Source organism: Rheinheimera sp. ATLC3 (assembly GCF_059429535.1).
On the sequence record NZ_CM182103.1, the window covers coordinates 2866636 to 2884234 of the forward strand.

The window sequence follows — 17599 nt, forward strand, 5'->3', positions numbered from 1 at the left end:
CTCATTCAACAAGTATTGATAAGGAGAAAATTATGCAATTGTCAGTCGAAATAAGTAAGTACCCGTTGGCAGAAGACTATATTACGCCGATCAAAGGTTTTATTGCTGAACTGAATAAATACCCTGATGTGAAGGTGTTAACCAATACCATGAGTACGCAGCTATTCGGTGATTACGATGCGGTGATGCAAGCCTTGCAGGCGTGTATTAAATGGTCGTTTGAGCAATACGGTAAGGTGGTTTTTGTCTGTAAATTTATTCACGGTGACTTGCGGCCATGAATGAACTGCTAAGCCAGGCCATAGCACAGTGGCAGTTGATGCATAGCATTGAGCTTACTGCCACTGTGCTGGCGCTGGCTTATGTGATACTGGCTTTGAAACAAAGCTTGTGGTGCTGGCCAGCCGCACTGCTCAGCACAGTGTTGTTTACCCACGTTATGTGGCAATCAGCTTTGTTATCTGATGCGCTGTTACAGTTGTACTATGCCGGTATGGCACTGTATGGCTGGTGGCGCTGGCAACAAATACGGCAGCGTGCACCGGGCGAGCGCGGGCCGGTATATGAATGGCGCTGGCAATACCATGCGATACTTATTGGTATTACCGCGTTGGTGGGCTGGGGGCTTGGTGCACTGATGGCTGAGCACACCAGCGCAGATTTTGCCTATATTGATGCGCAAACCACAGTATTTAGCGTAATGGCCACCTTACTGGTCGCGCGCAAGCTGGTATCAAACTGGCTGTATTGGGTGGTAATTGATGCGGTATCAATTTATGTTTACGCCCAAAAACATCTGTATTTCCTCACTGGCTTGTTTATGCTGTATACGGTTATCGCGATTGCAGGATATTTTATTTGGCGCAGTCATTATCAGCAGCAGCCGGCAGTGAACTTGAGTCTGTAAGGCGGCTATGCCAGCGGCTGGAATTCTTTTTCAGTCAGCCGGTGTTACAGGTTCGGCCGTTATCCCACGGTGAAAGTAACCAAAGCTACTATGTCAGAACTGCGCGTGGCGAATATGTGCTGCGCTGCTATCCGGCTGAGTCAGCGGTGTGCCGGCAGCAGGAGCTGCGCTGCCAGCATGCGGCAGCAGCAAAAGGTTTGGCCCCGGCTCCGCTATGTCTGAATAATCATTATCAGGTGATGTTAAGCGACTATCTTGCCGATGGTGTCGCTTATAACTTTGGGGTACATGGGTTACCGATACTGCTGACTGCACTGGCCCGGTTTCATCAGCTATCAGTGCAAACACCGGTGCTGGAGCCTGGTGTTTATCTGCGCCAGTTAGCCAGGGCGGTCACACTATCAGAAGCTGATAATGTTTTAATGGCTGTGTTGCAACAGGCAGCTCAGCAGTTGCAGCAACTGCCGCAGGATACCGTGTTGTGTCATCTGGATTTACATAGCGGTAATTTATTGTTTGCTAAGAAAAAGCTCTGGCTGCTTGATTTTGAATACAGCCAGCTGGCCGACAGCAGTCTGGATCTGGCGGCGATAAGCCTGCATTTCGATTTATCAGCGGCGCAAGAGCAAGACATGCTGCTGCAATATGCCGGCTTGCGGCAACAGCCGGAACTGACAGAAATACTAACGGGCAAACTTAATGCGGCAAAGCAGCTGTATAGCGGGTTTTGCTGGCTGTGGTATCAGGCACAGCCTGTTTACGAAAAGCAAGCTAAGCGCTGGCATCAGCGCTTGCAAACCTTAGCGCTATAAGCCACCTAAGCGTTCGGCCAGGGTTTTGTAACGCTTTACATCGTCTTCATTGAACAGCGGCTTACCAGCGGCGTCTTTCTCTGCCGGTACTAACAGGTTCTCCCGTGCCAGACGTTCCACTCTGATCGTTTGTACACCCAGAAACTCTGCTACCTGCTCAACTGTCATTAACGCCATGTTGTTTTCCTTATACGTAATAAACCTAGAAGTAATAGCTTAAAATCAGCCATTTGTGAATAGGCTAACTGCTGTCGGTTATCATATCAGCAGACAAACATAACCGGTTACACTTTTTATTGTGCCTCAAATAGGCTAAGTGTAATTTTCATGTTAATTTCGCCAGCCTGAAGCGGAGAAATTAATATGCAAAAAACGATTATAAGCCTGTTGCTTGGCGTCAGTTGCCTCAGCAGCAACTGGCTAAGTGCCGAAGACTTTGCTGCCCCTGTGGCAGTACAACAACCTTACACTGTAAAGTCGCCTCATGGTAACCGCCAGGATCCTTATTACTGGTTGCGTGACGATACGCGCACATCACCAACGGTGCTCGATTATCTGCAGCGTGAAAATGATTATTTCAGCCATTACAGCAGTGGTTACCAGGCGCTGACGGATAAACTGACTGCTGAAATTATTGGCCGTATTAAACAGGACGACAGCTCGGTTCCTTATAATAAAGGCGATTATAGCTATTACAGCCGCTATGAAGCAGGCAAGGAATACCCGATATATGCCCGCAAGTCGTTAAAAGATGGCATCGAGCAGGTTATGCTGGATGTTAACCAGTTGGCCGCCGGTAAGGACTTTTATCAGGTAGCGAACATGCAGGTCAGCCCGGACCAGCAGTTGCTGGCTTACATGGAAGATACCAATGGCCGGCGTCAGTACACGTTAAAAGTACGTGATCTGCGCACCGGCCAGGATCTACCAGATCAGTTAACCGGTTTGTCCGGCAGCATTGCCTGGGCCAAAGACAATAAAACACTGTATGTGGTTAAAAACGACCCGACTACGCTGCTGAGCACCCAAGTTTTGCAGCATAAGCTGGGTAACGATGCTGCCAGCGCCAAACTGGTGTATGAAGAAAAAGACAACAGCTTTTACATGGGTGTGGGCAATACCGGTGACAACAATTATGTGGTTATTTTTTTAAGCAGCACAGTTTCGGGTGAAATGCGGGTGCAGGATGCGGCTAAGCCCGACAGCGCCTTTAACGTGCTGGCACCACGGCAGCGTGATTTTCAGTATTCAGCTGGCCACATTAATGGTCGTTGGGTTATCAGCACAGACTGGAATGCACCTAACTTCCGCCTGATGACGGTAGCTGATAACGATATTGGCGATCGTGAAAAATGGCAGCCTCTGGTGGCACATGACGACAAAGTGTTTATTGAAGACTTTGAGTTGTTTAACAACTATCTGGCCATTAACGAGCGTAGCGACGGCTTGCGCCGGTTAAAGGTTGTACCGTGGAACGCGCCTGATAAAGCATTTTACGTCGCTTCTGATGAGGCGGCTTATGTTACCGCCTTTGAAAGAAATGCCGAGCAGGATACAGACTGGCTGCGTTATAACTACACCTCGCTGACTACACCACAAAGCGTATACCAGCTGAATATGAAAACCGGCGAAAAGCAGTTACTTAAAGAAACTGAAGTGCTGGGCGGTTTTGATAAAAATGGCTATAAAACCGACCGCGTCTGGGCCACAGCGGCAGATGGTGCGAAAGTACCCGTGTCGCTGCTGTATAAAAAAGATTTTAAACGCGATGGTTCAGCACCTTTATACCAGTACGCCTATGGCTCCTACGGCAGTTCGATGGATCCGTCGTTCCGTAGCACAGTGTTCTCATTAGTTGACCGTGGTTTTGTATATGCTATTGCCCATATTCGTGGTGGCCAGGAAATGGGCCGGCAGTGGTACGAAGATGGTAAGTTGCTGCATAAAACCAATACTTTTACCGACTACATCGCGGTGACCGATTATCTGGTGGAACAGGGCTATGCGGCCAAAGACAAGGTGTTTGGTATGGGGGGCAGTGCCGGTGGTTTGCTGATGGGGGCCGTGGCCAATATGGCGCCACAAAAGTACCGCGCGCTGGTGGCGCATGTGCCTTTTGTTGATGTGGTCACGACGATGCTGGATGAAACGATACCGCTTACCACCAACGAATTTGATGAGTGGGGCAACCCGAAACAAAAAGCCTACTATGACTATATGCTGGCGTATTCACCTTATGATCAGGTAAGTAAACAGGCATATCCGGCGATGCTGGTGACCACAGGTTTACATGACTCGCAGGTACAGTATTTTGAACCGGCCAAGTGGGTAGCGAAGCTGCGTACCCATAAAACAGATAGCAACCCGCTGCTATTTAAAGTCAATATGGAAGCCGGCCACGGCGGTAAATCCGGCCGCTTCTCGCGCCTTACCGAGTATGCACAGGAATATGCTTTTATTCTTAACTTACTGGGCCAAAAGGACTAAAGCGAATACCGCTTTACTAACACTCTGAACAAGCCGGGCATCATTGCCCGGCTTTTTCTTTTCTGGGTAATGAAATTCCTTTTAAAGGTAATTAATTGCAAATAAGATCAATTATCATTTGCAATTGATGTGTGTTTGGCATAAAGTGCCGCTCCGAAGTTAATAAGAATTATTATCATTAAGGAGCCATTATGCTGTTGTCATTTAACCGGGCCGCTTTTGCCAGCGTGATGCTGGCGGGTAACTTTGCTGCCCAGGCGCATGTACCTTACTTGCAACCAGCCAGTTTTGAGCCTGTTCGCGGCGGCTGGGTAAGTCTGGATGCAGCTTTTGCCGATCGGTTTTTTATTCCTGAGGTGGCTTTTGACAACAGCGAGTTCAGTGTGCTGACACCCGCTGGTACCGCGCTTAAACCAACGCTGCTGCAGTACAGTCATACCCGCGCACTGGCAGAACACCAGTTAACAGATGATGGCACTTACCGTTTCAGCACCGGGCTGCGTTATGGCGCGGTGTTTCACACTTATGAGCTTAATGGTGAACGCAAAAGCAGCCGTGACAGTAACTTTGTGCTGCCAAAGGGGGCGAAATCCATTGCGCATTTTCAGGCGGTTACCCGGGCGGAAACTTATGTCACTAAAGGCGCGCCGGATCATACTGCGCTAAAGCCCGGTGGCACAGCGCTGGAGCTCGAATTTTTGAGTCATCCGAACGATTTGTATACCGACAGCACCTTGCGTGCCCGGGTGCTGTTTAATGGTAAACCCCTGCCACAGCAGGCGGTAAATGCCTACTTCATTGAAGCTGGCGCGAATGACGAAAAAATTACCCACCCACTTATCAGCGATGCTGCCGGCATTATTAGTTTTCAGCCGCAAAAAGCCGGTACCTATTTCCTGTTAAGCCGGTTCAGAACCGATGCCCCCGACACGGCTTCAGTGCCTACCTATAGCTACACCTACAGCGTGGTACTGGAAGTTACCCAATAGCAGTAAAAGAAGGTTGCGCTTTTAGGCGCGATTAAGGAGTCGCACAATGAACAAACAGCATTTATACACCACGTTATTTCTGGCGCTTAGCAGCGCTTACCTTAGTGCCTGCAGCAGTGTTGCTGCCGAAAAAACTGCCCTTAGCACAGAGCAGCAGCAACAACTGGCCGCTGAGCGCGCCGGGCATTTACGTCAAACACATGTTCGTTTTAATGCACTGGATAAAGATGAAGACGGTTACATCAGCCGCGACGAGTTTAATCGCTCCGGCGACAGCGCTTTTAGCCGTATGGATACGAATAAGGATGGTGTGATCTCAAAAGCAGACCCTAAACCTGCACCACGTGGCGAGGATACCCGCAGTGAACAAACCCGGTTGCAGCAACAGCAGGCACGTCAGCAACAGCCGCGGCCAGAGCGTTTACTGAAAATGCCTACCACCCATTCTGCTGACGGCATGCTGGCGATGTATGACCGCAACAAAGACGGTGTGGTCAGCCGAGAAGAATACCAGCAGGGGCGCGATGCGCAGTTTGCTGCAGTGGATAGTAACAACAATGGCGTGCTGAGCTACGACGAGTACGTCAGCGAGTTTGCCGGCCGTCTGGATCAGCAAATCGCCCGCACACTACGTCAGGATTAAACACGCGCGAAGGAGAGCCGTAGTTCATGAAAAATTATGTTATACAACGCCCGTCACTGCAAAAAACCGTATTAGCATTGCTGACCAGTGCCGCTTTCAGCCAGGCCGCACAGGCACAGAACACACAAACCACTATGCAAGAGCTGGCAACTGCAGAGGTTAGTGCAACAGAAGCCATTAATAGCCAGGCCAATACTCAAAACAGCCAACGCTTGGAAGCAACAGAGCTGCAGCAACAACAGGCACAGCATATCGCTGACGCGGTACGTTTTGTGCCGGGTGTAACGACCACAGATATGGGGCGTTTCGGCAGTAATGGTTTTAATATCCGCGGTTTGGATGGAGACAGGGTTGCGATTACGGTCGATGGCTTATCGCTGGGTGAAACGTTGGACCCGCCGACTTTTGTCGCCTACGAGTTTTTCCGCTCTGCCCGCGGCGGTGTGGATATAGACGCGTTAAAACAGATTGAGATTATCAAAGGTGCTGACGCCATAGCGGCAGGCAGCGGCGCCCTGGGTGGTGCGGTGTTATTTGTCACCAAAGATCCGGCAGATTACCTCGCAGCCAGCGGTGATGATACCCACCTTGGTATCACGGCGGGTTTTAGTGGTCAGAATGATGAGACATCATTCAGTGCCACTGTTGCCAACCGCAGTGGCAAGCTGGAATCGCTGCTGGTGTACACCCGTCGCGACGGCCACGAAACGGAAACCGCCATATCAGGTGACGACATTATTGGCGCAGGCCGCACTGTTGCCGACCCACTGGATTACCGCAGCAATAACGTGCTGGCTAAACTGCAATATCAACTTAGTGCTACCCAGCGTTTAGGCTGGACCGGTGAATATTTTAAACAAGACAGTGAGCTGAATAACCGTTCCAGGCTGGACAGTACTTACTTGTCGCGTATCGGCGATGATGAGATTGAACGCAAGCGCTTTGGGGTGCAGTACGAATGGCTGGCTGCCCGTAGCTGGGCCGACAGTGTAAATGCCACGGCGGATTACCAGTCAAATTATACCCATGGTGTCACAAAGATGCTGACCACCAGTTGTGCCGGTGCGACTAACGGCGATGTAGCGCCGTGTTTGCGCAGCGAAGATCGTGATTTTAACCAGCGTCAGCTAAAGCTGGCCGTAGCTCTGGACAAAGAGATATTCACTGATGCGTTGCAGCAGCAGTGGCTGTACGGCGCGTCGGTTGAACAGCGCGAAGTAGAATACTCGGCGGTAGACCGGCGCTATATCGGCGAAACAGACGAGTTGGCCAGCCCGCCGGTTATCGACCCTGATCAGGTGCCGCAAACCGATATCAACGCCTTTAGTCTGTACGCCCGCGATGTGATTAAGTTCGGCCAGGGCTGGACACTGAGCCTGGGCGGGCGCTACGACCGTCTGAAATACCGCCCGCAGTTTGATGACCAGTTCACTGACAATACGCAGACGGTAGCTGATGTTGATTTCTCCGCTTTTACCTGGCAAAGCAACCTGAGTTATCAGCTAACGACAACCCAGCAGGTATGGTTGCAGGCCGGGCGCGGTTTTCGCGCACCGACGGTTGCAGAGATGTATGCGCCTACGTCACTTATCAGCCGCACCGAGCAAGCGACCGGTACGGTAGTAGACGATTTATGGAGCAGCGTGGCGAACCCGGATTTGCAGGCCGAGCGCAGCCTGAACCTGGAAGTCGGCTACCGCTACCAAAACGACAACGTAATGCTGGGTGTTGCCATATTTAAAGATAAATACAGCGATATGATCGACACCGTCACCCGGTTACAAAACCCGGATATCGTGTACGAAACCTGTAGCCGCGGCGAATGCACTGTATCTCAGGGCAATCAGTACAACACCTTTGATAATATCGGCGAGGCCGATGTAAAAGGTATTGAGCTTGAAGCCGCCTGGCGTGTCACCGAAGCGTTCAGCTCGCGCTTGGCGTACTCGTACAACGAAGGCGATAAAGCCAATGGTGATCCGCTGCGCAGCATTAACCCGGCGTCTGCGGTACTGGGGCTTAGGTACGACGCAGCTAACTGGCAGGTGACCGCCAATATCACGCACAGTGCAGCCAAAAAAGCAGAAGATGCGTACGACTCGACAGAAAGCGATTTTGAAGCCAAACCTTATCTGACAGACAGCTACACCGTAGTGGATCTGATGGCCAGTATTGACCTGACATCGCAGTGGCAGCTAAGAGCCGGTATTTATAACCTGTTCGATGAAGAGTATTACCAGTGGCAGCGTGTGCGCTTTGTTACCAATTGGGTCGGCAGTGGCGTACGTGGCGGGGTTTTACCCGATGGTACCGGCTTGCAGCGTTACAGTGAACCGGGCCGCTACGCTAAATTATCGGTCAGTTACAGCTTCTGATGCTTTCCTCCCGCCGTTGTGCAACCTGCGCTGTGCGCACCCCCGGTTACTAAAACCGGGGGCTTTTTAGCATTAAAGGTGGTGGCGGCCTTCACGTACTTCTTCCACCAGTTTGCGGTTAAATGCCGCCAGATCGTCAGGGAAACGGCTGGTAACCAGGCCATTATCGACGACGACATCTTCATCTACCCACTGTGCCCCCGCATTTTTCAGATCGGTCTGAATGCTGGCATAGGATGTGACTTTACGGCCTTGTAAAACACCCGCTTCGGCCAGTAACCAGGGGCCGTGACAAATAGCTGCAACCGGCTTGTTGGCGTTGTCGCTGAAAAAGCCCTGAATAAAGCGGATCGCCTGTTTGTCCTGGCGTAGCGTATCCGGGTTAATTAAACCACCCGGCAGTACCAGGCCATCGTAATCTTTGGCATTGGCCTCCTCCAGCGTTTTATCGACACTGACGTCATTGCCCCAGTTTTTACCGGACCAGCCTTTAATGCTACCGCTTTGCAGAGAAATAACGTCTACTTCGGCACCGGCGGCCAGCAGAGCTTCACGTGGTGACTCCAGTTCACTCTGTTCAAAGCCGTCAGTTGCCAGTATTGCTACTTTTTTTCCTGAAAGTTTGTTCTGTGTGTTCATACTCAGTCTCCTCTTGGTGATTAAACCGTTTTTGTTAAATAAATAGCGTCCTGCAGGTTGGCTCAGAGGGTCTGAAAACCGCCATATTTACATCAAACCCTGTAAAACTTACCTGCATTTCAGCAGGCAAGCCGCCTGCTTCAGATATCTTCCAGCCGATTGGCGCCGTGCATCATCTGTTGTGATTCATTCACTTCCAGGTCCCGCACTTCCGCCAGTAATTCCTGCATTTTCGGTGGTTGGGTGCGGTCATACAGGTTCTGATACAGCAAGATAATAAGTTGATGCTGTTTTTCGACTTCAGTGATGATTTCAGTGGTGCTCATCAGCGCAAAGTCCTCATCACAAGCGGCATCCACCATCAGTGGGTGCCGGTCCAGATGCTCGGTACACCAGGTGTTAAGCGCTTTGTCTTCCCCCTGATGTTTGAAGCCCAGCACACAGGCTGCCAGGCGCAATTCTTTATCTGCCAGGTAGTCCAGTAACATACCCGAACGCTCATTTTTCTGCAGGTGGGCACATTGCCGGAAACACTGCGACAAGTGCAGGTGATAGCCCGACGTCCAGTCCAGTAAGTCCCTGAATGACTCAACGCGCATAATTCCTCCTTACCGTATTTGCCAGGGAAGTGCTACGTTAATGCTATGCAAAGATGGGGCCGGTATGTAAAGTGCCGCGTAAGCAGACGCTGTAGCAGGTTGTTAGTCGACTGTTTCTGTAGTCAGTGCCAGTTGTTCACGCAAAGCCGGAATGAGAGGGTAGAGAGACTGACTGACAACATGGCATATGGTGTAATCAGCGACTGTTTGCCAAACAACTTGAGCCTCGGGTTCTGAGTCTAGAAAACTCTCGGCGGTGCGGCTATCCTCCAGCACGATATCAACCCGGCCTTGCAGCATCAGCCCAAAGGCTTGCTCGTCATTGGCGACAGTGATCCTTTTGCCGGAAAAGTCCTGTAATTCTGCCATTTTAAAACCACGGATGTGGCTTATTAACAGGTCATGGCGTTCACGCCAGTTAGTCAAGGTAACTGCTGATAAACTGTATGCATTAAGGCTAAGTTTATCCAGTGCGACCGGCACTACCTGCAACAGCGGATCAGTATCATCCAGTTGGCAGATACGGAATAAGTCTGCCTCTATGTCGCCTTCACGCAACAAGTGCAAACGCCGCTGCGACGGTAGCTCAACAAATTGCGGTTGGTACCCCAGTTGCAGGTAGGCAGTATTTACCTGCTGCTGAATTTTCTGTCTCAGGGCAGTGTCACCTAATGGCATGCCAATTCGTACCGGTTGTGCAAGTGCACAAGCACAGATTACGGCTAAGGTAAGTAGTAGACCTGGCACTGTTATTTTCACATGAGAACCCGGGTACGACAGATATCAACAGTATAGCCAATAGATATTGATGCTCTGTAGTTTTGCATGCACAGGCCTGGCTTAGCTGTCGTGCTTAAGCAGGCCGGATGCAAGCAGTTTAAAAGCCTCGATGGCTTTAGGCATAACATCCTGCGGAATTGGGCTTGCAGCAATCCACAGTGCTGCATTGAGTGCGGCACCGCTGAGCAAGCGGGCTGCCGCTTCGGCATCCACTGGTTTAATCACACCTTGTGCAATTAAACGCTCCACTGTTGTGCGGGTAGCCTGCAAACAGCTGCTCTGGCTGGGCCATTGCGATGGATCGCCAAGTACTGCAGGGCCATCAAGTAACACAATGCGCTGCACTTCAGGTTCAAGTGCCATGCGTATATACGCAGCACCTTCTGCCAGCAAGCCCTGAAACTCATCTTGCTCTTTTGCGCCGATGGCATGCGCCCGCATTGCCATATCCGAGTCTATTTGCTCCACCACTGCCGCCAGCAAGCCGCGTTTATCACCAAAGTTATGGTACAGAGCGCCACGGGTTAAACCTGCATCGGCGGTTAGATCGTCCATCGATGCACCGGCGTAGCCCTTTTCTGCAAAGGCTTTTCGGGCAGCTGTTATTAACTTTGCCCGATTATCGGCCATATTTTGCATACGTTTATTCACATTAGCCCCCTCAACATTAGATACATACGGAGCGTATATTAAATTGACATACGTTCCGTATGTGGTTATCTTATATACGAGGCGTATGTATAGCAGAAAGCCATACCGCTTGTGAAGAGCAGCAACACACCGTTGTTGATATCTGTTGTAAAACACTAATTTGAGGTCAAATTATGTCTAAACGCGAAGTTATTTTCCCGGCCAACCGCCATGCATTGTACGAAGAGCATGGCTATTCAGCGGCTATCCGCTCTGGTGATTTGTTATTTGTCTCTGGGCAGGTTGGTAGCTTGCCGGATGGCAGCCCGGAGCCGGATTTTACCCGTCAGGTTGAACTGGCTTTTGATAATCTGAAAGCCACACTGGCAGCAGCCGGATGTACGTTGGATGATATTGTCGATGTCACCACCTTTCATACTGATCCACAAAACCAGTTCGATCGCATTATGCAGGTAAAGCAGAAAGTGTTTCCGGTTAAACCTTATCCAAACTGGACTGCTGTCGGCGTTACCTGGTTAGCAGGCTTTGATTTTGAGATAAAAGTGATTGCCCGTGTACCGCAATAGCTGCCGATGTAGCTCGGGTTAGGGTTAGTGCACAACAGCGATATTTAGTGATAGCCTGTGGTCGTTCAATCACTTACCGAGATATCTGATGTTGAATGTCCGTGCTGTGTTATTAACCACCCTGGCCTTACTTGCCTTTGCGGGTAATTCATTACTGTGCCGCATGGCATTGGCCCATACCGGCATGGATGCCGCCAGTTTTACAACAGTCAGGTTGATATCCGGCACTTTAGTGTTGTGGCTGCTGGTCGTGCTGCGGTCGGGGTCGTCACAAGTGCAGGGCAGCTGGTTGTCAGCACTGGCGCTATTTGTCTATGCCGCTGGGTTTTCCTTTGCTTATCTTCAACTGAATACTGGTATCGGTGCCCTGATTCTGTTTGGCGCAGTTCAAAGTGGCATGATTGGCTATGGTTTGTGGCGTGGCGAGCGGTTCTCTGCCCGGCAATGGCTGGGGTTGTTAATGGCTTGTGCGGGTTTAACCGGCTTATTGCTACCAGGGTTGTCGGCGCCGCCGTTAATGGGATCAATGCTGATGCTGACAGCGGGCTTTGCCTGGGCAGTATATTCACTGCGCGGAAAAGGTGCAGCCAATCCGTTACAGGTTACCGCCGGTAATTTTATCCGCACCTTACCGATGACACTGCTGCTTAGCGTCGTCTTTTTCGGGCAGTTGTCGTTCGGTAATAACGGCATCTTGTACGCAGTGTTATCCGGCGCGCTGACATCTGGCGTAGGTTATGCCATCTGGTATAGCGTTTTACCACAGCTCAAAGCCACTACTGCAGCTACGGTGCAGTTAACGGTGCCAGTACTGGCTGCGATTGCCGGCATACTGATATTGAGTGAACCGCTGACACAGCGTCTTATATTGGCGTCGGTAGCCATTTTAGGGGGTATAGCACTGGTGGTGTTAACGCCGGTACGGCGGATAAAATAAAAACCCCCGCTTTAGCGGGGGTTTTAAGTGTTTTTTAACGTTTAGTACTTAGCTGCCACACCTTCAGCAGGCAAAGCACCCAGAATAAACTCACGCAGGTCGTCGTTTGATTTTTTCAGATCTTCGCGGCGCAAGTACATCATATGGCCGCTGCGGTAGCCTTTAAAACTCAGGCGGTGTTTCATTTTGCCGCTTGGGTCTAACTGCCACATATTGTATTTGGCATCGAAATAGTTGGTCGCACCGTCATAGTAGCCAGATTGTGTCATCACTTTCAGGTAAGGGTTTTGCGCCATCGCCTGGCGCAGATTCTCGCCGGTATTGTCGTCACTTCTGTCCCACGGGTGTACCGGGCCGAACATGTTGTATTTAATGTCAGTTTTGTAGTTAAGTTCATCACGCAGGTAGTGATTAATGGCCGGTGTAAAAGAATGCAGCCAGGATGTCAGCTCTGCGTTGTAATCCGGCCGGTCACCGGCGTCGCTTTTGTCGATACCTAAATAGCGCGAATCAAGCCGGCCAACGGTCTGACCGCGGTCACGCAATAATTCTTTCCAGAAATAGCGGGTTGGAATATCCAGGTTATTTTGCAGTACAGCTTCTACTGACAAGCCTGAGTATGTGGCAACCTGTTGTGCAATGCGCTGTTTTTCGTCGCTGCTGATCGCGTTGCCTTTAGCCAATGCTGGCAGATACTTATTCAGCGTAAAGTCTTCCACCTCTGGCAAGACATCATACAAATCTTTTTGCTGCAGCTCATTAGCCAGTTTCTTGTGATACCAGGCGGTGGCGGCGAAATATGGCAGGCGGTTGGCTGCTTCTACGGGGCCTTCGCGCTTAATACCCAGCTCGGTCGGCGAGACCAGGATCACACCGTTTAAATACAGCCACTGCTGGTTTTGCAGTGCCAGTGCCAGGCCGGAAACACGGGTGGTGCCATAGCTTTCGCCAATCAAGAATTTGGGTGACTGCCAGCGCTCATTGCGGGTGACAAACGTATTGACCCACTCAGCCAGATACTTTACGTCGGCATTAACGCCGAAGAACATTTTTTGCTGCTGATCTTTAGATGGCATTTTACCGTCTTTACCCGGCAGAACCCGCGAGTAACCGGTATTGACCGGGTTAACAAACACGATGTCGGCGACATCCAGTACAGAATAAGGGTTAGTTTTTACGCCATACGGCTGCAGCGGGTAACCTTCATCATCGATGATCAGCGATTTCGGGCCGGTGTAGGCGACATGCATCCAGACAGACGCTGAGCCCGGACCGCCGTTAAATGAAATCAGCAGTGGCCTTTTGCTACGATCTTTAATGTCACTGCGCTGGTAATAGGTATAAAACAGCGTAGCGGTTGGGTTGCCTTCGTCATCCCATACTGGTTGCGTGCCGGTGGTGGCTGTGTAGCCGAAGCGTTTACCATTTACTTCAGTTTTGTGTTCGGTAACCACTTTACTGTCAATTTCTATCTGGCGCTCTGTCGCCAATACAGCCGTGCTGCTTAGCAAGAACAGCAGCGCGAACGATTTAAGTAGCTGCATAAGATCCTCGGATTTCTCTGGTTATTATCATTTTAGCCTGTTCTGTTTAACGTAAAAACGTACACAATTCAAAGCAGTTGAGACCAGCAAACGAAAAAACGCTGCCATGTACTGCTGCTAAAGCGGGAAGCGAAACAAGTTAATAACGCGAATTGTTATCAGTAGTATGTTATTGAAAATAAACAAATTTTTGCTTTTTATGCTGAGTTGGGCTACACTTTGCCGCATATTTTAAGCCGGACGAAAAGGGTCATGTTATGAAAGGTAACCCGCAGGTGCTGTCAAAGCTCAATGAAGTGCTGACAGCCGAATTAACCTCTATTAATCAGTATTTTCTGCATGCACGTATCTATAAAAACTGGGGCTTAAAAGCGCTGAATGATGTGTGTTACAAAAAGTCGATTAAAGATATGAAGCAGGCTGATGAGCTGATTGAACGCATCTTAATGCTTGAAGGGCTACCTAATTTACAGGCACTTGGCAAATTACGTATTGGTGAAGACACCCCAGAGATGTTGCTGTGTGATATGGAGTTTCAAACCGAGCAGCTGCCGTTGCTGAAGGCGACTATTGCGCTGTGTGAAGCCGAGCAGGATTATGTCAGCCGCGATATTCTGACTGAAATTCTCGAATATGAAGAAGAGCACCTGGATTGGCTGGAAACCCAGCAGCACCAAATCAGTACTATGGGGCTGGCAAATTATCTGCAAGCTCAGCTGGGAGGCGAATAATAATGAAGGGCAATAAAAAAGTCATCGATGCGCTGAACCTGTTACTGGCCAATGAATTGGCGGCGATGGATCAGTATTTTATTCATTCGCGTATGTACCACGACTGGGGCTTACATAAGCTGTTTGAACGTATTGATCATGAATTTGATGATGAAAAAGGCCATGCGTCAGCATTAATTGAGCGCATTATTTTCCTCGAAGGCGTACCGGATATGACCAAACGTGATGCTATTCACGTTGGCCATGATGTGCCAACCATGCTGCAAAACGACTTGCAGGTTGAATACACCGTACAGAAGTTACTGAAACAGACAATGGCACTGTGTGAGCAGGAACAGGACTATGTTACCCGAGCCATGCTGCAGCAATTACTGGACGATACCGAAGTTGATCACGCGCATTGGTTGGAGCAACAGCTTAACCTGATCAAACTGCTTGGTTTGCCCAATTACCTGCAATCCCAAATGTAAGCAGGCAACTGTTTTCAGTTGGTGTGAAAGCAGTATTTCAATTTAGCATGAAGCGCCGCCAGTTCGGCTTTGCCGTGCGGTTGGCGCTGATACAGCCTGGTCAGTGCCAGTAGCGGCATATATAACATATCCAAACAAATCTGTTTTTGATCAGCGCTGTGGGTAGCACATACAGCGCCTTCTGCCAGCGTAAACAGTGCATAACGTAAGCACCATTCCTGCAGCAGGCTGTTACGCTGCAGCTCAAGTTGGGTAGCCAGCCGGCAACAGCAACCACAGTAATCGGATATCAGCCGGTAGTAGTCGCTGGTGACGGTGCCGTTTTGCTTAAGGTGGCGGCTTAAACGGCTGAAATCCTGCCATAATGCAGTATCAAGCAACATAGATTCCTCCGAACCTGACTGATTAATGCACACTGGGTGATGCGGGCAGCATCGTTGCTCCGCCACTGGGTGGGGTAGGCTGTGCTGATAACTGGCTTAAGCGGCATAGTTCCCGTCGCAGGTTACAGCTTTCTTTTAGCAGGGCTACGTTGGCCGGATGGGCTGAGGGTATTGTCTGCTGCAGCTGCTGTACCTGCGTCAAACTGCGGTTTAATGTACTTAGACAACGGCGCCAGCGCTGCTGCCGGGCATAGGTTTCAGCCAGATTCTGAATGCTGATGGAAAAACAGATGATAAGCAACGTTATGCCGTCCTGGCCGTGATGACTGTCTGCAGCCTGAATTTGCTGCTGATAGTCTGGCCAGGCTTCGGCCAGCAACAATGCGGCTTGCTGATATAGCGCTGCCGCCAGCTGAAAGTGTTCGTGGGCAAAAGCACTGTTGGCTTGCCTGATAAGATGTTTCCACTGTTCAATCGTATCCATATATCACCTCGCGAAACGGTTTGGCTAAATATGGCTTGTTTTTTTTATCAATGCAAATGATAATGATTATCAATTGATTTATTGCGGGAGTGACACCTATGAACTTTACCTTACCGGCATTACCTTACGCTTATGATGCATTGGAACCGCATCTGGATGCGCTGACAATGGAAATTCATCACAGCCGCCATCATCAGACCTACGTGAATGGCTTAAATGCAGCGATAGAGGGCAGCGCTTATACTGATTGGTCGCTTGAGCGTTTACTGCGTGAAATTCAGAAGCTACCGTCTGAGCTACAACCGGCGGTGCGCAACCATGGCGGTGGCCATGCGAACCACAGTTTATTCTGGCAGGTGATGGCACCCGCTGGCGGCGGTGAGCCCGAGGGGGAGCTGTCAGAGGCGATAGCGCAATGCTTTGGCAGCTTTGAGCAATTTAAACAGCAGTTTATTCAGGCCGCACTTAGCCGCTTTGGTAGTGGTTGGGCCTGGCTGGTACAGGATGGCGAGGGCGCTTTGCAGGTGACCAGCAGTGCTAATCAGGACAGCCCGTTAATGGATGGTGTAACACCAATACTGGGGCTGGATGTATGGGAGCATGCGTACTACCTGCAGTATCAGAACAAAAGGCCGGAATATGTCGCCGCATTTTTTAACGTTATTAACTGGCAGCAGGTTGCTGCCTGGTATCAGGCAGGGGTATGAAGATAATAGCTACAACAGCGTCACCACTAAAGTGGGCTCGTAAGCTTGCTGGCGCGCTAATTGTGATCATGGGTGCAGCTTATGCTATGCAACAGCTTGTATTGTTACTGCAGCAACAGCCACAGGTAAAGCATGCGTTTTATGCCGGGCTGATGGCAGCAACAGCAACGGCTGCCGGCACCTTACCGGCATTGTTTTTACACCGGTTGTCACAGAAACTGCATGATGTGATGTTGGGATTCGGTGCCGGTGTGATGCTGGCGGCCTGCATGTTTTCACTGATTATGCCTGCTCTGGCGCTGCTGGCAGCCAATAATACTTCAGCGTGGTACGCGTCTGCGAATGTTGCCGCTGCAATTTTAATGGGCGCAGGTTTTATGTTGCTACTGGAGCGGCTGGTGCCGCACCGGCATTTTATTAAAGACGAAGACAGGACAAAAGGGCAGACGCTGCGGCGCAGCTGGCTGTTTGTGTTTGCTATCGCCCTGCACAATATGCCGGAAGGGTTGGCAATCGGGGCGTCCTTTGCCGGTGGCGACGACGGTGCCGCCAAGGCGCTGGCTATTGGTATTTCAGTGCAGGATATTCCGGAAGGGTTAGTGGTGGCGATGGCGTTGCTGGCTGTGGGCTACAGCCGCGTGTTTGCGGTGGGCATCGGCATGCTATCGGGCTTGACTGAACCTGTCATGGCACTGCTTGGCGCAACCGTCCTAACTGGCTCAGATCTATTGTTGCCACTGGGGCTGGCATTTGCAGCCGGCGCTATGTTGTTTGTGATAAGCCACGAGATGATACCGGAATCGCACCGGCAGGGGCATGAGCTGGCAGCGACCAATGGCCTGATATTGGGCTTTGTGTTGATGATGTTACTGGATACGGCGCTGGGTTAACGCCT

General features: G+C 50.4%; 21 protein-coding genes. 13 read left to right on the forward strand and 8 right to left on the reverse strand.

The genetic code is table 11. The annotated features are described in order from the left end of the window. Positions 1-32: 32 nt before the first annotated feature. Genes AC5SV9_RS13255 through AC5SV9_RS13265 form a run of 3 tightly spaced genes read left to right on the forward strand, consistent with a single transcriptional unit; the run spans position 33 to position 1719 of the window. The gene (locus AC5SV9_RS13255; RefSeq protein WP_134052479.1) at positions 33-281 is read left to right on the forward strand and encodes a YkoF family thiamine/hydroxymethylpyrimidine-binding protein; all 249 of its coding nucleotides are present in this window, start codon (positions 33-35) and stop codon (positions 279-281) included. After that, positions 278-907, forward strand: a complete 630-nt coding sequence (gene pnuC / locus AC5SV9_RS13260; protein WP_397471162.1) for a nicotinamide riboside transporter PnuC — start codon at positions 278-280, stop codon at positions 905-907. Before AC5SV9_RS13255 ends, pnuC begins: the two co-directional genes overlap by 4 nt. Then, positions 859-1719: a phosphotransferase gene (locus AC5SV9_RS13265; protein WP_475149648.1), complete on the forward strand. Its 861-nt coding sequence runs from the start codon at positions 859-861 to the stop codon at positions 1717-1719. The genes pnuC and AC5SV9_RS13265 overlap by 49 nt, the downstream gene beginning before the upstream one ends. On the opposite strand, the gene AC5SV9_RS13270 is transcribed toward AC5SV9_RS13265, so the two are convergent. Then, positions 1714-1896, reverse strand: coding sequence for a MerR family transcriptional regulator (locus tag AC5SV9_RS13270; RefSeq protein ID WP_134052473.1), 183 nt, complete (start codon positions 1894-1896; stop codon positions 1714-1716). The genes AC5SV9_RS13265 and AC5SV9_RS13270 overlap by 6 nt on opposite strands. Positions 1897-2082: 186 nt before the next feature. Here AC5SV9_RS13270 and AC5SV9_RS13275 point away from each other — a divergent pair, with 186 nt between their 5' ends. The 4 genes from AC5SV9_RS13275 (at position 2083) to AC5SV9_RS13290 (ending at position 8213) form a co-directional block, all read left to right on the forward strand. Continuing rightward, the gene (locus AC5SV9_RS13275; protein ID WP_475149647.1) at positions 2083-4206 is read left to right on the forward strand and encodes a S9 family peptidase; all 2124 of its coding nucleotides are present in this window, start codon (positions 2083-2085) and stop codon (positions 4204-4206) included. A gap of 191 nt (positions 4207-4397) precedes the next feature. Then, complete coding sequence (locus AC5SV9_RS13280; protein WP_475149646.1) at positions 4398-5195, forward strand: DUF4198 domain-containing protein; 798 nt, start codon at positions 4398-4400, stop codon at positions 5193-5195. Positions 5196-5241: 46 nt separating this feature from the next. Further along, entirely contained in the window at positions 5242-5838 is a 597-nt protein-coding gene (locus tag AC5SV9_RS13285; protein WP_475149644.1) for an EF-hand domain-containing protein, read from the forward strand. A gap of 26 nt (positions 5839-5864) precedes the next feature. Beyond that, positions 5865-8213 (forward strand): TonB-dependent hemoglobin/transferrin/lactoferrin family receptor, encoded by a 2349-nt coding sequence (locus AC5SV9_RS13290; RefSeq protein ID WP_475149641.1) that lies wholly within the window; start codon positions 5865-5867, stop codon positions 8211-8213. Positions 8214-8285: 72 nt separating this feature from the next. Here AC5SV9_RS13290 and AC5SV9_RS13295 read toward each other — a convergent pair whose 3' ends face one another. The 4 genes from AC5SV9_RS13295 to AC5SV9_RS13310 all read right to left on the reverse strand — a co-directional run bounded on the left by AC5SV9_RS13295 (position 8286) and on the right by AC5SV9_RS13310 (position 10882). Next, entirely contained in the window at positions 8286-8852 is a 567-nt protein-coding gene (locus tag AC5SV9_RS13295) for a type 1 glutamine amidotransferase domain-containing protein (RefSeq protein ID WP_475149639.1), read from the reverse strand. Positions 8853-8992: 140 nt separating this feature from the next. Further along, positions 8993-9451, reverse strand: coding sequence for a hypothetical protein (locus tag AC5SV9_RS13300; protein WP_475149636.1), 459 nt, complete (start codon positions 9449-9451; stop codon positions 8993-8995). A gap of 102 nt (positions 9452-9553) precedes the next feature. Next, a complete protein-coding gene (locus AC5SV9_RS13305; RefSeq protein WP_475149634.1) occupies positions 9554-10129 on the reverse strand; it encodes a hypothetical protein in 576 nt (191 codons plus the stop codon). Between the two features lie 162 nt (positions 10130-10291). Next, complete coding sequence (locus AC5SV9_RS13310) at positions 10292-10882, reverse strand: TetR/AcrR family transcriptional regulator (protein ID WP_475149632.1); 591 nt, start codon at positions 10880-10882, stop codon at positions 10292-10294. A gap of 173 nt (positions 10883-11055) precedes the next feature. On the opposite strand from AC5SV9_RS13310, the gene AC5SV9_RS13315 reads away from it, so the two are divergent. Further along, on the forward strand, positions 11056-11448 hold the full coding sequence (locus AC5SV9_RS13315; protein ID WP_475149631.1) for a RidA family protein: 393 nt from the start codon (positions 11056-11058) through the stop codon (positions 11446-11448). 88 nt (positions 11449-11536) lie between these two features. Continuing rightward, positions 11537-12385 carry a DMT family transporter gene (locus AC5SV9_RS13320; RefSeq protein ID WP_475149629.1) on the forward strand — a complete coding sequence of 283 codons (849 nt, stop codon included), beginning with the start codon at positions 11537-11539 and terminating at the stop codon, positions 12383-12385. Positions 12386-12426: 41 nt separating this feature from the next. Here AC5SV9_RS13320 and AC5SV9_RS13325 read toward each other — a convergent pair whose 3' ends face one another. Continuing rightward, positions 12427-13929 carry a S10 family peptidase gene (locus tag AC5SV9_RS13325; protein ID WP_475149626.1) on the reverse strand — a complete coding sequence of 501 codons (1503 nt, stop codon included), beginning with the start codon at positions 13927-13929 and terminating at the stop codon, positions 12427-12429. A 257-nt stretch (positions 13930-14186) separates the two neighbouring features. Here AC5SV9_RS13325 and bfr (AC5SV9_RS13330) point away from each other — a divergent pair, with 257 nt between their 5' ends. Both bfr (AC5SV9_RS13330) and bfr (AC5SV9_RS13335) read left to right on the forward strand, forming a co-directional pair. Next, on the forward strand, positions 14187-14660 hold the full coding sequence (gene bfr / locus AC5SV9_RS13330; protein WP_134052449.1) for a bacterioferritin: 474 nt from the start codon (positions 14187-14189) through the stop codon (positions 14658-14660). 2 nt (positions 14661-14662) lie between these two features. After that, complete coding sequence (gene bfr, locus AC5SV9_RS13335) at positions 14663-15130, forward strand: bacterioferritin (RefSeq protein ID WP_226766534.1); 468 nt, start codon at positions 14663-14665, stop codon at positions 15128-15130. 14 nt (positions 15131-15144) lie between these two features. Here the strand turns inward: bfr (AC5SV9_RS13335) and AC5SV9_RS13340 are convergent, their stop codons facing one another. Both AC5SV9_RS13340 and AC5SV9_RS13345 read right to left on the reverse strand, forming a co-directional pair. Continuing rightward, on the reverse strand, positions 15145-15513 hold the full coding sequence (locus tag AC5SV9_RS13340; RefSeq protein ID WP_475149623.1) for a hypothetical protein: 369 nt from the start codon (positions 15511-15513) through the stop codon (positions 15145-15147). Positions 15514-15535: 22 nt separating this feature from the next. After that, on the reverse strand, positions 15536-15997 hold the full coding sequence (locus AC5SV9_RS13345) for a hypothetical protein (protein ID WP_475149620.1): 462 nt from the start codon (positions 15995-15997) through the stop codon (positions 15536-15538). Between the two features lie 98 nt (positions 15998-16095). On the opposite strand from AC5SV9_RS13345, the gene AC5SV9_RS13350 reads away from it, so the two are divergent. Together AC5SV9_RS13350 and AC5SV9_RS13355 are read left to right on the forward strand one after the other, a co-directional pair. Next, positions 16096-16704 (forward strand): superoxide dismutase, encoded by a 609-nt coding sequence (locus tag AC5SV9_RS13350; protein WP_475149617.1) that lies wholly within the window; start codon positions 16096-16098, stop codon positions 16702-16704. After that, entirely contained in the window at positions 16701-17594 is an 894-nt protein-coding gene (locus AC5SV9_RS13355) for a ZIP family metal transporter (protein ID WP_475149615.1), read from the forward strand. Before AC5SV9_RS13350 ends, AC5SV9_RS13355 begins: the two co-directional genes overlap by 4 nt. The last annotated feature ends 5 nt before the right edge of the window (positions 17595-17599 follow it).

Bases quoted from the DNA above. Each gene is read 5' to 3' on its own strand.
- AC5SV9_RS13255 (WP_134052479.1), top strand. From the start codon at position 33: ATGCAATTGTCAGTCGAAATAAGTAAGTACCCGTTGGCAGAAGACTAT.
- pnuC (WP_397471162.1), top strand. From the start codon at position 278: ATGAATGAACTGCTAAGCCAGGCCATAGCACAGTGGCAGTTGATGCAT.
- AC5SV9_RS13270 (WP_134052473.1), bottom strand. From the start codon at position 1,896: ATGGCGTTAATGACAGTTGAGCAGGTAGCAGAGTTTCTGGGTGTACAA.
- AC5SV9_RS13275 (WP_475149647.1), top strand. From the start codon at position 2,083: ATGCAAAAAACGATTATAAGCCTGTTGCTTGGCGTCAGTTGCCTCAGC.
- AC5SV9_RS13280 (WP_475149646.1), top strand. From the start codon at position 4,398: ATGCTGTTGTCATTTAACCGGGCCGCTTTTGCCAGCGTGATGCTGGCG.
- AC5SV9_RS13285 (WP_475149644.1), top strand. From the start codon at position 5,242: ATGAACAAACAGCATTTATACACCACGTTATTTCTGGCGCTTAGCAGC.
- AC5SV9_RS13290 (WP_475149641.1), top strand. From the start codon at position 5,865: ATGAAAAATTATGTTATACAACGCCCGTCACTGCAAAAAACCGTATTA.
- AC5SV9_RS13295 (WP_475149639.1), bottom strand. From the start codon at position 8,852: ATGAACACACAGAACAAACTTTCAGGAAAAAAAGTAGCAATACTGGCA.
- AC5SV9_RS13300 (WP_475149636.1), bottom strand. From the start codon at position 9,451: ATGCGCGTTGAGTCATTCAGGGACTTACTGGACTGGACGTCGGGCTAT.
- AC5SV9_RS13305 (WP_475149634.1), bottom strand. From the start codon at position 10,129: ATGCCATTAGGTGACACTGCCCTGAGACAGAAAATTCAGCAGCAGGTA.
- AC5SV9_RS13315 (WP_475149631.1), top strand. From the start codon at position 11,056: ATGTCTAAACGCGAAGTTATTTTCCCGGCCAACCGCCATGCATTGTAC.
- AC5SV9_RS13320 (WP_475149629.1), top strand. From the start codon at position 11,537: ATGTTGAATGTCCGTGCTGTGTTATTAACCACCCTGGCCTTACTTGCC.
- AC5SV9_RS13325 (WP_475149626.1), bottom strand. From the start codon at position 13,929: ATGCAGCTACTTAAATCGTTCGCGCTGCTGTTCTTGCTAAGCAGCACG.
- bfr (WP_134052449.1), top strand. From the start codon at position 14,187: ATGAAAGGTAACCCGCAGGTGCTGTCAAAGCTCAATGAAGTGCTGACA.
- bfr (WP_226766534.1), top strand. From the start codon at position 14,663: ATGAAGGGCAATAAAAAAGTCATCGATGCGCTGAACCTGTTACTGGCC.
- AC5SV9_RS13340 (WP_475149623.1), bottom strand. From the start codon at position 15,513: ATGTTGCTTGATACTGCATTATGGCAGGATTTCAGCCGTTTAAGCCGC.
- AC5SV9_RS13345 (WP_475149620.1), bottom strand. From the start codon at position 15,997: ATGGATACGATTGAACAGTGGAAACATCTTATCAGGCAAGCCAACAGT.
- AC5SV9_RS13350 (WP_475149617.1), top strand. From the start codon at position 16,096: ATGAACTTTACCTTACCGGCATTACCTTACGCTTATGATGCATTGGAA.
- AC5SV9_RS13355 (WP_475149615.1), top strand. From the start codon at position 16,701: ATGAAGATAATAGCTACAACAGCGTCACCACTAAAGTGGGCTCGTAAG.